11 protein-coding genes are annotated in these 13,229 nt (G+C 66.4%); 6 read left to right on the forward strand and 5 right to left on the reverse strand.

The features are described from left to right. Position 1: 1 nt before the first annotated feature. Entirely contained in the window at positions 2 to 316 is a 315-nt protein-coding gene (locus ABIA30_RS19600) for a hypothetical protein (RefSeq protein WP_370068389.1), read from the reverse strand. 132 nt (positions 317 to 448) lie between these two features. On the opposite strand from ABIA30_RS19600, the gene ABIA30_RS19605 reads away from it, so the two are divergent. The 3 genes from ABIA30_RS19605 (at position 449) to ABIA30_RS19615 (ending at position 3,933) form a co-directional block, all read left to right on the forward strand. Beyond that, the gene (locus ABIA30_RS19605; RefSeq protein ID WP_370068617.1) at positions 449 to 931 is read left to right on the forward strand and encodes a lipoprotein LpqH; all 483 of its coding nucleotides are present in this window, start codon (positions 449 to 451) and stop codon (positions 929 to 931) included. Positions 932 to 1,024: 93 nt separating this feature from the next. Beyond that, on the forward strand, positions 1,025 to 2,749 hold the full coding sequence (locus ABIA30_RS19610; protein ID WP_370068391.1) for a hypothetical protein: 1,725 nt from the start codon (positions 1,025 to 1,027) through the stop codon (positions 2,747 to 2,749). Continuing rightward, positions 2,731 to 3,933, forward strand: a complete 1,203-nt coding sequence (locus ABIA30_RS19615) for a CHAT domain-containing protein (protein ID WP_370068393.1) — start codon at positions 2,731 to 2,733, stop codon at positions 3,931 to 3,933. The genes ABIA30_RS19610 and ABIA30_RS19615 overlap by 19 nt, the downstream gene beginning before the upstream one ends. Here the strand turns inward: ABIA30_RS19615 and ABIA30_RS19620 are convergent. Next, positions 3,930 to 4,556, reverse strand: coding sequence for a hypothetical protein (locus tag ABIA30_RS19620; RefSeq protein ID WP_370068395.1), 627 nt, complete (start codon positions 4,554 to 4,556; stop codon positions 3,930 to 3,932). The two genes, ABIA30_RS19615 and ABIA30_RS19620, sit on opposite strands and share 4 nt — an antisense overlap. Before the next feature lie 69 nt (positions 4,557 to 4,625). Between ABIA30_RS19620 and ABIA30_RS19625 the strand changes: the two genes are divergently transcribed. Both ABIA30_RS19625 and ABIA30_RS19630 read left to right on the forward strand, forming a co-directional pair. Then, positions 4,626 to 5,957 carry a hypothetical protein gene (locus tag ABIA30_RS19625; protein WP_370068397.1) on the forward strand — a complete coding sequence of 444 codons (1,332 nt, stop codon included), beginning with the start codon at positions 4,626 to 4,628 and terminating at the stop codon, positions 5,955 to 5,957. Continuing rightward, positions 5,954 to 7,054: a hypothetical protein gene (locus tag ABIA30_RS19630; RefSeq protein WP_370068399.1), complete on the forward strand. Its 1,101-nt coding sequence runs from the start codon at positions 5,954 to 5,956 to the stop codon at positions 7,052 to 7,054. Before ABIA30_RS19625 ends, ABIA30_RS19630 begins: the two co-directional genes overlap by 4 nt. A 9-nt stretch (positions 7,055 to 7,063) precedes the next feature. Here the strand turns inward: ABIA30_RS19630 and ABIA30_RS19635 are convergent, their stop codons facing one another. The 3 genes from ABIA30_RS19635 to ABIA30_RS19645 all read right to left on the reverse strand — a co-directional run bounded on the left by ABIA30_RS19635 (position 7,064) and on the right by ABIA30_RS19645 (position 12,303). Then, complete coding sequence (locus ABIA30_RS19635) at positions 7,064 to 8,422, reverse strand: alpha/beta hydrolase-fold protein (protein WP_370068401.1); 1,359 nt, start codon at positions 8,420 to 8,422, stop codon at positions 7,064 to 7,066. A 72-nt stretch (positions 8,423 to 8,494) separates the two neighbouring features. Continuing rightward, positions 8,495 to 11,836: a bifunctional lysylphosphatidylglycerol synthetase/lysine--tRNA ligase LysX gene (lysX, locus tag ABIA30_RS19640; RefSeq protein ID WP_370068403.1), complete on the reverse strand. Its 3,342-nt coding sequence runs from the start codon at positions 11,834 to 11,836 to the stop codon at positions 8,495 to 8,497. Positions 11,837 to 11,919: 83 nt separating this feature from the next. Continuing rightward, complete coding sequence (locus ABIA30_RS19645) at positions 11,920 to 12,303, reverse strand: DUF1844 domain-containing protein (protein ID WP_370068405.1); 384 nt, start codon at positions 12,301 to 12,303, stop codon at positions 11,920 to 11,922. A gap of 284 nt (positions 12,304 to 12,587) precedes the next feature. On the opposite strand from ABIA30_RS19645, the gene infC reads away from it, so the two are divergent. Then, entirely contained in the window at positions 12,588 to 13,184 is a 597-nt protein-coding gene (infC, locus tag ABIA30_RS19650; protein ID WP_370068619.1) for a translation initiation factor IF-3, read from the forward strand. Positions 13,185 to 13,229 lie beyond the last annotated feature (45 nt).

The raw sequence follows: 13,229 nt of genomic DNA on the forward strand, positions 1-13,229 counted from the left end.
CTCAGTCCTTGTGCATCGACTGCCGGATCTGTTCCAACCGATCGGCCGCCGCGCGCTGCCGTGCTTCGTATTGCTCTTCCACGCTGCGGCCTTCCGGGGTTTCCGACGCCAGCTCGACAGCTCCAAGCGCAGTGCCATAACGGTTTTCGATCTTTTCGCGCACCGACTCGAAGGTCGGCACGCCGTCGGTTGTGTACCCAGGATCGACGGGTACGGCGACGGGCACAGCGGCAGGCGTGGCGGGCACGATCTCGGCTTCGATCTCCGCGTCGATCGGGGTGTTTTCCGGCAGTTCAGCGGCGGATTCGTCGGGCATGGCTTCACGGTACCCGTGGCCGATAGTTGGGATCGGTAGCTGCCGGGCGCCGATGTACTTGCCGCACGACGACGCCAATGGGGCGGCGCGAAGTGAAGGGAATCCTCCGTCATGACCATCAATGCCAAGAACATCAACCGCGGCCTCATCGCCGGCATCGGAGTGCTGGCCGCCGCTACCGTCATGGTCGGGTGCTCCAGCGAAAACGGTGCCTCGCCGGCCCCCAGCAGTGGCCCGGCTTCGGTGAGCACCAGCGGCAACACCGCCGTCAAGGTCGAGGGCCAGGACCTGGCGGGGCTGGATCTGAAGTCGGTGACCTGCGTGAAGCAGGGTGGCAAGATCAACGTCGCCAGTGCACCGATCAACGGCTCGGCGCAGGGACTCGGCGTCGTGATGACCGACGCGACCCCGCCCACAGTGGACTCGCTCGGACTGGTCGTCGACGGCAACGCCCTGGCGGTGTCTCAGATGGGCGGCATGAAGACCGGATCGGCCGACGTGAAAGTCGACGGCAACACCTACACGATCACCGGGCAGGCAGCCGGCGCCGACATGAAGAACCCGATGGCAGGCATGATCACCAAGAACTTCGAGATCAAGGTGTCGTGCGGCTGATCGGGGGAGTGGACGGCGGGTGCGCAGGGCATCCGCCGTCTCCGGCTGCACACATTCGCCCGCTGGTGCAGGTGGCGGACATATGATGCAGCCGTGGCGATTCCAGACGATCTACAGCGTGCTCGCACGTTGATGTTCGCCGCGAACGAGGTTGCCGCCAAGGAATTGCTGCTCGCGCTGCTGCCAAGTGTCGAAGAGGCCGACCGGGACGACCTGGCGCTGGAGGTGTTCGCCCAACTCGGCGAGGTCTATCTGATCCGCAGCGCCAATGACGGTGTGCGCGAATGTATCCGCCGTATCGAAGAGTGCCTGGACGTGTACGTGTCGATCCTGGCGGGGCAAGCTCCCGCGGCGATCGCCGCGCAGCTGAAGATGACGCCGGCGGATACCGACCACATGGTGTGCCGCTACCGGAATCGCGCCCAGTTTCTGCGTACCGGTCTGGCCGCGGCACTCGGCGACCATGAGGCCGCCGAATCGGCGCTGACCGAATTGGCGGGCGCCGACAGCACGTACCCCGATCTCGAGGGGGAACGTGAGTATCTGCTCACCCACGCGCGCATCCGGTGCGCGCTCGCGCTGTGCGACGACGACCTGCATGTGCGTTCGGTGCCGCTGTGGGAACAGGTACTCGCCACGCTGGCCGATGAACCCGCGGACGAAGCCGCCGAATATCTCTGGGTGAGCGGCGCGCTCGGCTACGCGCGATTCTGCAACGAAACCGGAAGGGTGACCGAAGCCGAGCCGTGGACCCGCCGTGCGGGCGCCCAGGCCCACGCTCACGACTGGCAATTAGATTCGGCGAGGGCGCAATTGGAGCGGGCCGCGGGACTCTGGGCCAACGGTGACCGCGACGGAACCGAGCGCGTGGTGCGAGAGGCTTATCCGGTGATCGCCGAGCACATCAGAGCACACGAGGTGTCGCGGTGCTGGATGTATTTCGGATTGACCCGGCTGGCCGCCGGAGCGCTGCAGGCCGCCGACGAATGCTGGGAACATGCCGAACGGCACTGGCGGGAACTCGGAAAGCCTCTGCACGTTCATCGAATTCTGTTGCAACGCAGCTGGATATCGATTTTCCGTGGTCGCTACGACGACGCCCGCGCCTTGGTCGAACAGGCCAGGACATGCTTGGACTCCTCGCCGCGCAGCAGCTGGCTGCAGTACGCCAGGCTCGATGATCACCTGGGCACGGTGTGGCGAGCCGAAGCGTTGGCCGATTTCGGATTCGACGGCGCCGGCAATCCCTCCGACACCTGGGAGGAAGCGGAGGCTCGGTACCGCGGATCTCGCGGCACCATGCACAAACAGCCTGGCACCCCGCGGTACCGCAGCGGTATCGCCAAGTTGGAACAGGCCGCCGAACTGAAACTGCCGGCCGCACTGGCGGTCGACTCGATGAGGTACTCGATAGTCGATGCCGAAGCGCGGTGGCGCTGGTCGACCGGAGTGGCTGCGCCGCTGCTATCCGGGGCGTTCGCGGTGGCCGCCGAGCTCGACAACTCCGCACTGGTCGGTGAGCTCATCGAATATCACAGCGCGCGAGGTTCTTTCAGTATCGAGACGATTGATGACTCGGCGATCGACTGGTCGCGGGTCGCCACCGCCCCCGCGCCGACAGTCGAAATGGAGGAGATGGCGCTGGTCGCAGCGGCCCCGCCGGCGTCCGGTGGGGGCCTGACGCGACTCGGTCCGCTGCCGCCGTTGCAGATGGACCCCGGCGGTGCTCCGGTACTGGCCCATTACCGGCAGCTGGCTTCCGCGCGTTACGGCCTGGTCGTCACAACCGATGAACGGCCATGGTCGACGTGGCCGTAATCGAGTCTTCGCCAAGGGTTTTGATGCTGAGGTTCGCCGATGTCGGCACCGCGACCTATGCCAGTCTGCGGGTGGTCGGCGCGCCCGATCAACTGGTCACCTGGGTCCTTGACGACGCTCGCCTGCAGCAGATGTCCGATCAGCTCGCCGCCGCGTTGCCGGACCCGCGACCCGGCGAGCAGATCACCGATGCCCTGGCCCGAGCCTGCACGGTCGGTGCCTATGCGACGACCGAGTCCGAACGAGAACTGGCCGAAGGGCTGGGTGCGCTGCTGTCTGACCAGGCCTGGGCGCTGCTGCAGCCGACCGATGGGGTACCGGCGCTGTTTGTCTCGCCCAGCGTTCGGCTGAGCCGGGTGCCCTGGGGACTGCTGGCGGTGCCCGGGAATGATCTGCGGCTGATCGAACTGGCCGACGTGTTCTTGGCGGTACCACCCAATGTGGTGAATTCGCCACGCAATCAACGAGATCCGTCCCGCCGGTCCGATTCGGTGGCGGTGATCCTGGACCCCAAGGTGCCCGGTCACCGTCCCGACTCCGCGCTCGGGTCGGTGCTGGGCAGACCGTCGGCGGACTCGGCGTTGGCCCGCCACTTCGCGGACCGATCGGTACTACCGTCGGTCGCCGATCCGGCCGAGCTGTTTCGCCGCACCGATGTGGATCGGAACTGGTTGGCGGCAGCGTTGGCGCAGGGGCCGGCCCGGCTGATCTATGTCGGCCACGCCAGCGCCGCCGAAGATCGCACCGGCTACGCCGACCGGGCGGCGTTGCACCTGGCCGAGCCGGAACCGCTGTCCGCGGCCGACATCATCGCCGCGCGCCTACCCATTCCGCCGCGAGTCGCATTGCTGGCGTGTTCCTCGGGCGGTGACTACCGGTTCGACGAGGCCACCGGATTGGTCGCCGCCATGATTCTCGGTGGCGCGCAGGTGGTTACCGCAACGTTGTGGTCGTTGCCGACCACCGCTGGATATCGGAAATATGCCGCGCCGACGGACCCGGTGCATGATCCGATGAGCGAGCTCGTTATAGCGGTGGACGAAGCGCATACCTCGGCGGCTCCGGGCAGCGCGGTGAACCACTGGCAGCGTGCGTGCCTTCGGCGTTGGCGCGACGGCGACGTCGCCGCCAGCCCGTTGTACTGGGCGGCCTTGGTCAGCTCGGCGGTTGACGGGGTCCGCTAGTTCGGAGGTACGCACACCGCCACCGCCGATTCGTCATCCGCGCGGTAGTAGGTATCGACGATGCTGCCCGGCTGAACGGCAGTCAGTGCCGACGCGGGGATCAGCACCGTTTCGTGAGCGGGAAACTGGCCTCCCTGCGGCCGGCGGACCATCAGATCGAGTTCGACCTCGCGATAGTCCTCGCGTGCGCCCCCGGTGCGCTGTACCGCGGTCACCACGCCATTGGATTTGGTGCCGTGCCTGATGAGTTCGAGTTGCCCGGGCGTCACCAAGCCCTTGCGTAGCAACATCCGATCGAACGCCGACCGCACGGCGATCATGTCGTCGGCCAGCGAAACCTTCTCGTGTGCAGCCGGATCGAACGTGACCAGTAGGACGACCCCGGGGCGCAGGTCGGCGAGTATCGGGTCATGGCGGCGGTGTCGGAGCCGCCCGACGAACCGTTGGCCGGACACGCTTTCCACGTCGATGGTGATGGGCCCGGATCCGGCCCGGACAGTGCCGATCCCGACGGCGGCCGGTGTCGGTGCCGCAGCGTGTCGGCGATGGACCAGCAGTGCGCTCAGTGCCGCGCAGGAGAGGAAGGCAAAGACTGCTACCAGGGCTACCGAGATCGGGAACATGGTGTAGATCGTGGTGGGTGGTAGCTGCTACCGAACCCAATTTCTCCCCGCTCCAATTATCCTGGGCGGATGAGTACCGTGCCGGGGCTGGTGACACCAGCGGACCGTGCGGCCGGCACCGCCCAGCCGCGCCGTGCGGTCATTGACGCGGCGTGGCGGGCGCTCGGCCCGGGTCTGGAGGTGCTCAGCAGCGCCGACGGCGGACCGTTGAGCCGCACCGTCAAACGCATCATCGATCCACTGGTACTTCGACTCCGGGTCAACCCGCATTACTCGACACCACTGGTGACCGCCGAGACCGCCGACGCCATGTACCAGACCATCGTCGAGCAGGCCGAGCGGTTACACGCAGCCGCGCAATGGTTTGCGTTACTGAAATCGGAGCGACGGCGCGCCCGGATCACCACCGGCAATGCCCAAGAGCTTTATTTTCCGGTGTGTTTCGAGTTGTCTGCGACGAAAGGCGCTCCGGGTCAAGGTGATACCGACACTGCCGCGGCGGTGCTCCGTGACGTTCACGATGACCGGGATCGCACCGCCGCCGAGCGACTCACCGAGTACCTGTCTGACCCGGGTGTCATCCGGGGGTTGTCCGGTCAGCTCGAATCCAGCTGGTGCGACGTGCGGGCCGGCGATGAACTGGCCGGACCATTTCTCGCCGGGTTGTCCACCGCGTTGGGGCCGGCCTCGGGGCACACTGCGCAGACGGCCCGTCAGCGGGTCTGGACTGCCCTCATCGCGGATTCGGCTCCGTACAACCTCGGCGCCCGACTACGCGACGAATTCGCCGATACGCCTTGGTCAATCGTGGAGATCGGGCTGTGCTCGGTGGCTCCCCAGTTGCCTCCGCCGATGCTCGGTGGGGCCCTGACGGACCGCCCGCTGGACCGTGCGGTGGTCGACCGGGTCCGCGCCACCTTGCGTCGAGCTCTGGACCGCGACGAGCTGCCGGGCCTGCCGACGTTGTGCGAGGAAGAGGTAGACCGCGCGGCAGCGCCCTGGGGACTGCTGGCCGAGGACAAGCAATCGACACTGGTCGCCGGTATCGAGCTCGGGGTCGACCTGGCCCCCCTGCAGGACGGTGTCGTTCCGCGTTATCAACTGGCGCAACAGATTCAGGCCCGGCTCCGCAAAGAGGCGTATGTGATGCACGCGCGCCGGTACCTGGCTGACGGCGCGCCGATGCACCCGCGCCAGCAGCATGTGGTCGACGACCTTGCCAGGTTCGTTCGCCCGTACGTCGCGCGGCTGTGGGCCCGACTACACGGCCGCGACGTGTGGCAGGAACCGTGCACGGACATCGATGAAGTCAGGGCGTTGTTGGATGGTGTGGCCCGGTCGGTCAGCCTGGATCATCGGCAGCGGATCAAGGCGATGCTCGAACTGGAGGCGGTGAAATGAAACTGGTCGCCGATTCGGGATTGTGGAGCGTGGGCACGGCGGTCGCGGCGCCCCCGGCGGTGGCGTTGGTCGAGTTGGCCGGCGCGGTGCTGGAATGGACCGTCGACGAATCTTCGAGTGCCGCCCGGATCACGTTCACCGATGTCGCTGCGGCGGACTGGTTGTGGCGCTTGGTCGGTTCCGGTGGGCACTCGACGCTGGTCGGTAGTATCGGCACCACGGTCGCCCAGGATGGACTGATTCTCGACATCGCCGATGTGGTCGTCGCGCCGGAACCGATTGCGGCCCTGCGGCGTTTGGCCCTCGGCCACTGGCTGCGGCGGTGGTGGCCCACCAGTCGGCTCGACGGAATTGCCGCCCTGGATCCGGCGCTGCTGGATGCCGAGATCGCCGTGCTGACCGCGGCGCTGCAGGAGTACTTCTCCGAAGAGACATTCGATTCCGATATTGCGGGTCTACTCGCACCGCACCGGGCTGCGTTGGCCGACGTGGTCCGGGCGGGTGACCCGCGTGCCATCGAGTTGGTGCGGGCGGCGGTGGACTTGGCCGACGACGCCGGTCTTGGCGACTGGTCGGAAATCCTGGAGCGCCAAGATGATTCGGCCGAACGCCGTCGCGACGACTATGCGCTCGCCGCGGGCGGGTTGGTAGCGACGGGCGGTGACGTCATCGCGCACGGGGCGTCGACGGTGTCTTGGACGGCGGTGCCGCCGGGGGTGTTCGATGCCGCCGAGGGCACCGTTTCGTGGTCTGTGCGGTGGTCTGGGACCACCGCCCAGGCCCACGTTCGGGTCGCGACCGTCGGGTCGGCCCACGGTGTGCCGGTGCGGTTCGAATCGGGTGTGATCGGCGGGCGCGGCGTGTTGCACGCCGACGGCAGCGCGACTCTGCAACTCGTCGACGCCGACGGCCAACCCATCGGCGAAAACCAGGTGTGGGCCCATCATTGGGCGAACACGCTGGTGTCAGTGGGCGCCGATGTCAGCGAGGCGGCATCGGCGCGGGAGAGTATTCGCGCGTTGGCTCGATCGCGCTTGTCGACTCCGGGTCCCGACAGCTTTCTGGCCGAGATCCTCGCCGGCGAAGCCGACTACTGACTTCACGGGTTACCGGCCCGCGGCCTGCAATGTCACCGCCGGCGTAGGTGCCCCGGGCAGGGACAGTCGAGGTACCCCTGGTGTGCCGACCTGCCCTGCCAACCAGGGCAGTGCCGTGCCGAATGCCTGCGCTGCGAACGGCCAATCGTGCTTGCCGGGTTGGGCGACCACTGCGCAATTGATGCCGTGAGCGTTGCCCAGGTTGCACAACGAGGTCGCCGCCACGGTCTGTGCCGGCAATGCCCGCGACAACACCGGACCGCTGATGTCGTACCACGCCGTTACGTCGTGATACGAGTGGGCGGCAATCACCGCCATCGGGTCGAAATCGGCGTATCTGGCGGCATTGCCGCCGAACAATCGCGCGATGGTCTGCGTGCGATTCCCGGCGTTCGGGGCGATGTCTCCCGCGATGTCCTCAAAGGTGCTGAACAAGTCCGGGTGCATCACGGTCAGGTCAACCGCGCAGGTGCCGCCCATCGACCACCCGACGACACCCCAGTTGCGGCGGTCGGCGCTGACGCCGTAGGTTGCCGTCATGAACGGCACCACGTCCTTGGTGAGGTGGTCGGCGGCCTTGCCGCGCGTGCCGTTGACGCATTCGGTGTCGTTGTTGAACGAGCCGCCGGTGTCGACGAACACCATCACCGGAGCGCTGCCGTGGTGCGCCGCGGCGAAGTCGTCGGCGGTCTTGATGGCGTTGCCCCGGCGCAACCAGTCCGACGGGGTGTTGAACTCGCCACCGATCATCATCAGCGTCGGCAGCTTCGGCGCCGGGCTACTGGCGAACCAGGCCGGCGGTAGGTAGACATATTCGTCGCGGTGGGTGAAACCCGATGCGGCCGAACCGATCTTGACCGGAACGACGGTGCCGCTCGGCGGAATCTGCCGGGCCTGCTGCATCGCGACGACGGCGGCGGGCTTGGTCTCGTCGGGCAGTGGCGCAGAGGTCGCCTGATTCCACAGCGTGTCGACGGTGGGGAAGTAGCCGACCCAGAGATTGAGTGCCAGTGCCGCGCACAGCAGGCACAGTGGCACCGATACGGTCGCCAGTCCCCGGCGCCACCAACGGGTTCCGCGCCATCCGGTGACCAGCAGGGCGATAGCCGAGCCCGACAGGGCGGTCCAGACCCACAATGCCGGTGGCGCGGGCTCGTCGGACAGTCCTTCTGAACCGATGTACCAGTGCAAGGCGAAGGCCACGAGCGCGCCGATGACCAAGGCGATCGGTAGCCATACCAGGCGCCACCGCCGGCTTCGCCAGCCGATCGCCAGGAGCAGAGCCGAGGCGGCGATGATCTGAACAGTCGGCGGCAGCCAGCCCTGGAGCAACGAAAGTTGTTGCTGTCCAGATGCTCCGGCCGTCATGGCGCCAACCCCACCGGACCATCGTGGCTGTCGAAGCTGCGAACTGGCTGTGAGTGACTCCTCGGGTGTTCGCTACTTCGGTTTTGCCAGCGGGAACGGCAGTGTCTCGCGGATGCTGCGGCCGGTGATCAACATGACGACGCGGTCCACGCCCATGCCCAGACCACCGGTTGGCGGCATGGCGTACTCCATGGCCTGCAGGAAGTCCTCGTCCAATTCCATGGCCTCGGGGTCGCCGCCGGAGGCCAGCATCGACTGCTCCTGCAGTCGGCGGCGCTGCTCCACCGGATCGGTCAACTCGCTGTAGGCCGTGCCGAGTTCGACACCCCAGGCCACCAGGTCCCACCGCTCGGCGACTCCCGGGATGCTGCGATGTGGTCGGGTCAGCGGCGACACCGAGGTGGGGAAGTCCTTGTAGAACGTCGGTGCCTCGGTGTGCTCCTCGACGAGGCGCTCATAGAGTTCCAGCACGACGGCCCCGGCATCCCACTGGGTCAGGTAGGGGATCTTGGCGGCGTCACACAGCTTGCGTAGCGTGGCCAGATCGGTCTGGGGTGTCACCTCCTGGCCAAGAGCCTCCGACACCGCGCCATGGACTGTCTTGACCGCCCACTGACCCGAAATGTCGATCGGTTGCAGCGTGCCGTCGTCGGCGCGTGGCCGCATCACGACCTGCCTGCCATTGGCCGCCGCCGCCGCGTTCTGGATGATCTCCCGACAGCCGTCGATCCACACGTTGTAGTCGGCGTGCGCCTGGTAGGCCTCCAGCAAGGTGAATTCAGGGTTGTGGCTGAAGTCGACGCCCTCGTTGCGGAATGCCCGGCCCAGTTCGAAGACCCGCTCCACCCCGCCGACACACAGTCGCTTCAGGTACAACTCCGGCGCGATCCGTAGATACAGATCGAGGTCGTAGGCATTGATGTGGGTCTCGAACGGCCGGGCGTTCGCACCACCGTGGATCTGTTGCAGGATCGGCGTCTCGACTTCCAGGAATCCCTTGCCCACCAAGGTCTCCCGGATGGCGTGGAGCACGCGGCTGCGGGCGGTGATGAGGTGCCGCGCTTCGTCGTTGATGGCCAGGTCGACGTAGCGCGTGCGAACACGTGCTTCCGGGTCGGTCAAGCCCTTCCACTTGTCCGGCAGCGGGCGAAGACACTTGCCGGTCAGTCGCCAGCTGTGCACCAGCACCGAAGTTGTGCCGTTGCGGCTGGTGCCCATCGCGCCGGTCACCTCGAGCAGATCGCCGAGGTCGATCGCCGCGGTGAAGTCCGCGACGGTTCCCTCGGTGAGCATCGAATTGTCCAGCAACAGTTGGACTTCGCCAGACCAGTCGCGCAGCTCGGCGAACAGCACGCTGCCGTAGTCGCGCAACCGCAACACGCGTCCGGCCACACAGACCTGCGTGTCGGGTGCGCATTGCAGCGCCTCGGCGACGGTGTGGCTCGGTGGGCGGCCCACCGGATAGGCATCGATTCCGTTGTCCTGCAGCGTCTTGAGCTTCGCCATCCGGACCCGAACCTGGTCGGGCAGTCGACGTTGGCCGTCTGCGTCGGAGTCGGGTTCGGCGAGATCGCTCACATCAGGGGTGCTGCCGTCGTGGTGCAGCCGTCCGGAGTCGAGCAATCGCTGCGGCGCGGCACTGTGGTGACCGGTGTGCGGCTGTTCGTCGCGCTTCGAGAACGGCAGGACCAGGAAACCCTCGGCGATGCCGGAGGCGACACCGACGCGTGGGATCAGTCGGGCGTCCTCATAGCAGGCATACCGGGGTACCCACTCGGGCAAGTACTTCATGTTGGACCGGTACAGAGTTTCCAGCTGCCACCAGCGGGAGAAGAAGATCAACAGTGCGCGCCACAGCCGCAGGACCGGCCCCGCGCCGAGCTGTGAACCCTGTTCGAACGCCGAACGGAACATCGCGAAGTTCAGCGAAATCCGGGAAATGCCAATCTCTTCGGACCGTTGGCACAGTTCGCTGACCATCAGCTCGATGGTGCCGTTGGGCGAGCCGTGAGAGCGTCGCATCAGGTCCAGTGACACCCCGTTGTTGCCCCATGGCACCAACGACAGCATCGCGACGACCGCCTCGTTCTGCTGGCCCGCGTGCAGCACTGCCTCGACCAACATGCAGTCGCCGTCGGCGGCGTCACCGAGCCGGCCCAGCGCCATCGAGAAGCCGCGCTCGGTCTCCGTGTCCCGCCATTCGTCGGCATGCCTGACCACCTGCGCCATCTCGTCGGCGCTGATGTTGCGGTGCCGGCGCATCCGTACGGTCAGGCCCGCTCGCCGGGCCCGGGTGACGGACTGGCGGACCGTGCGCATGTCTGAACCTGACAGCCGGTACGTATCCGGGTGCAGGATCGCCTCGTCACCCAGGTGCAAGGCATTGAGACCGGCGAGCCGGAACGCTTCGGCTCCAGTGGAACTGGCACCCATCACCCCGGGTGCCCAGCCATAGGTCTGGCACAGGGCCAGCCAGGCGTCGATAGCGGCAGGCCAGGCCCGTGGGTCGCCGACCGGGTCACCGCTGGCCAGGCACACGCCGACCTCGACGCGGTAGGTGACCGCGGCACGGCCGTTGGGGGCGAACACCACCGCTTTGTCGCGACGGGTGGCGAAATAGCCCAGGGAATCGTTCTTGCCGTACAGCTCGAGAAGTCCGCGGATCGCAGATTCGTCCTCGCCGGTCAGGGCATTTTCGGCGCGCTGGGACTGGAACAAAACGATGGCCGCCAGGATCAGCGCCGCGGCACCGAACAAACCGAACAGGGCATTGAGGAAGACGTGTGGATGACCGCCCTCGAAAAGGTCCTTGTCGACGGCAGCGAAACCACTGACCCGGTTGATCGCGTAGGCGAGGCGGTAATCGGGGTCCAGCGTGCCGGGGAAGCGCTCCAACAGGCCCCAGGCCACCAGGATGCCGACGGCCATCCCGGCGACCAACACCACCGCCGCCTTGAACAGGGCACCGCGCCGCACCTTCGCCCAGAATTCGCGGCGGGCCAGCAGCAGCACCACGATCACCGCGACGTGGAAGGTCAGACCGAGTGCCTCGCCGAGATCCTCGACGACGGTCAGGTCGACCATCGGGCGGTCACCGGACGCCAGGCCGTAGATGTTCAGGCCCACCGAACCGACCATGTAGAGCAGCAGCAGCAGCCAGGCGATGCGTTTGCGTGCCGCCAGCGCCGCGGCCAGCAGCATGAGCACGAATGCCCACGCGAAGCTGGTGTCCGGGAAGTTGAACAGGTAGTTGTTTACGAATTCGCGCGGTACATGAATGATCCAGCGGATCAGCGGCGAAATGCTCGCTACCAGTGACAACGTGGCGACAACGCCGACGGTCCAACCGGCGATCTCCGGAACCCACGAGAACCTCGTCGTGCGATGTGACTGCTTTGTCGCGGTCAAGGTCATGGGCCGGAGAATATGCGCTGAAGCTCAGAATTGGTTATGAGACCCGCTGAGCCGTGTCAGCCTTGATGTGTGGGCGCTTGGGGCTACCAGACCGGTCCGGTGTACTTTTCGCCCGGTCCGTGACCTGGTTCATCAGGGGCGACGCTGGCTTCGCGGAACGCCAATTGCAGGCTTTTCAGCCCGTCGCGAACAGGCCCGGCGTGCAGCCCCAGATATTCGGCAGACGCCTGGGTGAGTCCGGCCAGCGCGGTGATCAGCCGGCGGGCTTCGTCCAGATCGCGGTGCGGACTCTCATCGGGATCCTCGTCGGCCAGACCCAGTTTCTCGGCGGCGGCGCTCATCAGCATCACGGCGCAGCGAGTGATCACCTCGACGGCGGGAATCTGGGCCAGCTCGCGGACCTGGGCGTCGTCGGTGGCGGTCGCAGGGTCTGCGACGGGATCGCTCGTTATGTTCGGATCGGTCATGCCTGCTAGAGTGTCATGCGCGACCGTCCTGGCTGACGTCAGGACAGCAAGTGGAGTCCCACTCCCACCGTCGGCTTCGCGGCTTGACGGTCCGGTCACAGGCACCCTAGGTGTCTGTTCTGCGTTGTGCGCAGACGGCGAAAGCCGTGATCGGTCGGTATTGGGCCCTGCCTTTCAGCAGGGCTTTTCTGTTCTTGCGAACAGAACGTGTCTGTTCATTGTGAACAGAACACGCCGCCGGGTGTGGTCTCCACGGAAACTACTGGAACAACCCGGGAGGCCCCATCAGCACTGAGACACGCGTCAACGAGCGCATCCGCGTACCTGAAGTCCGGTTGATCGGACCGAACGGCGAACAGGTAGGCATCGTGCGCATCGAAGATGCCCTCCGCGTCGCCGCGGACGCCGATCTCGATCTCGTCGAAGTTGCGCCGGACGCCAAGCCGCCGGTTTGCAAGATCATGGACTACGGCAAGTTCAAGTATGAGACGGCCCAGAAGGCGCGCGAGTCTCGCAAGAACCAGCAGCAGACCGTCGTCAAGGAACAGAAGCTGCGACCGAAGATCGACCCGCATGATTACGAGACCAAGAAGGGCCACGTCATCCGCTTCCTGGAGGCCGGGTCGAAGGTCAAGGTGACCATCATGTTCCGCGGACGCGAGCAGTCGCGGCCCGAACTGGGCTACCGGCTCCTGCAGCGGCTGGGCGCCGACGTCGCCGATTTCGGCTTCGTCGAGACGTCCGCCAAGCAGGACGGCCGCAACATGACGATGGTGCTGGCGCCGCACCGCGGCGCGAAGACTCGTGCCAAAGCGGCGCACGACGCCGACGTGCCGGCCGGTCGGCCGGAACCGGCACCCGAACCAGACGCAACCGCGTAATTAGTCGCGAGAGTCTCGCTGCGGCCACCAGCTGCATCGAGCCGA

Source organism: Mycobacterium sp. MAA66, from assembly GCF_041261665.1.
GTDB lineage: Bacteria > Actinomycetota > Actinomycetes > Mycobacteriales > Mycobacteriaceae > Mycobacterium.

Coding starts and splice junctions, on each gene's coding strand:
- ABIA30_RS19620 (WP_370068395.1), bottom strand. CDS start 4,556: ATGTTCCCGATCTCGGTAGCCCTGGTAGCAGTCTTTGCCTTCCTCTCC.
- ABIA30_RS19635 (WP_370068401.1), bottom strand. CDS start 8,422: ATGACGGCCGGAGCATCTGGACAGCAACAACTTTCGTTGCTCCAGGGC.
- ABIA30_RS19615 (WP_370068393.1), top strand. CDS start 2,731: ATGGTCGACGTGGCCGTAATCGAGTCTTCGCCAAGGGTTTTGATGCTG.
- ABIA30_RS19600 (WP_370068389.1), bottom strand. CDS start 316: ATGCCCGACGAATCCGCCGCTGAACTGCCGGAAAACACCCCGATCGAC.
- ABIA30_RS19625 (WP_370068397.1), top strand. CDS start 4,626: ATGAGTACCGTGCCGGGGCTGGTGACACCAGCGGACCGTGCGGCCGGC.
- ABIA30_RS19645 (WP_370068405.1), bottom strand. CDS start 12,303: ATGACCGATCCGAACATAACGAGCGATCCCGTCGCAGACCCTGCGACC.
- lysX (WP_370068403.1), bottom strand. CDS start 11,836: ATGACCTTGACCGCGACAAAGCAGTCACATCGCACGACGAGGTTCTCG.
- ABIA30_RS19630 (WP_370068399.1), top strand. CDS start 5,954: ATGAAACTGGTCGCCGATTCGGGATTGTGGAGCGTGGGCACGGCGGTC.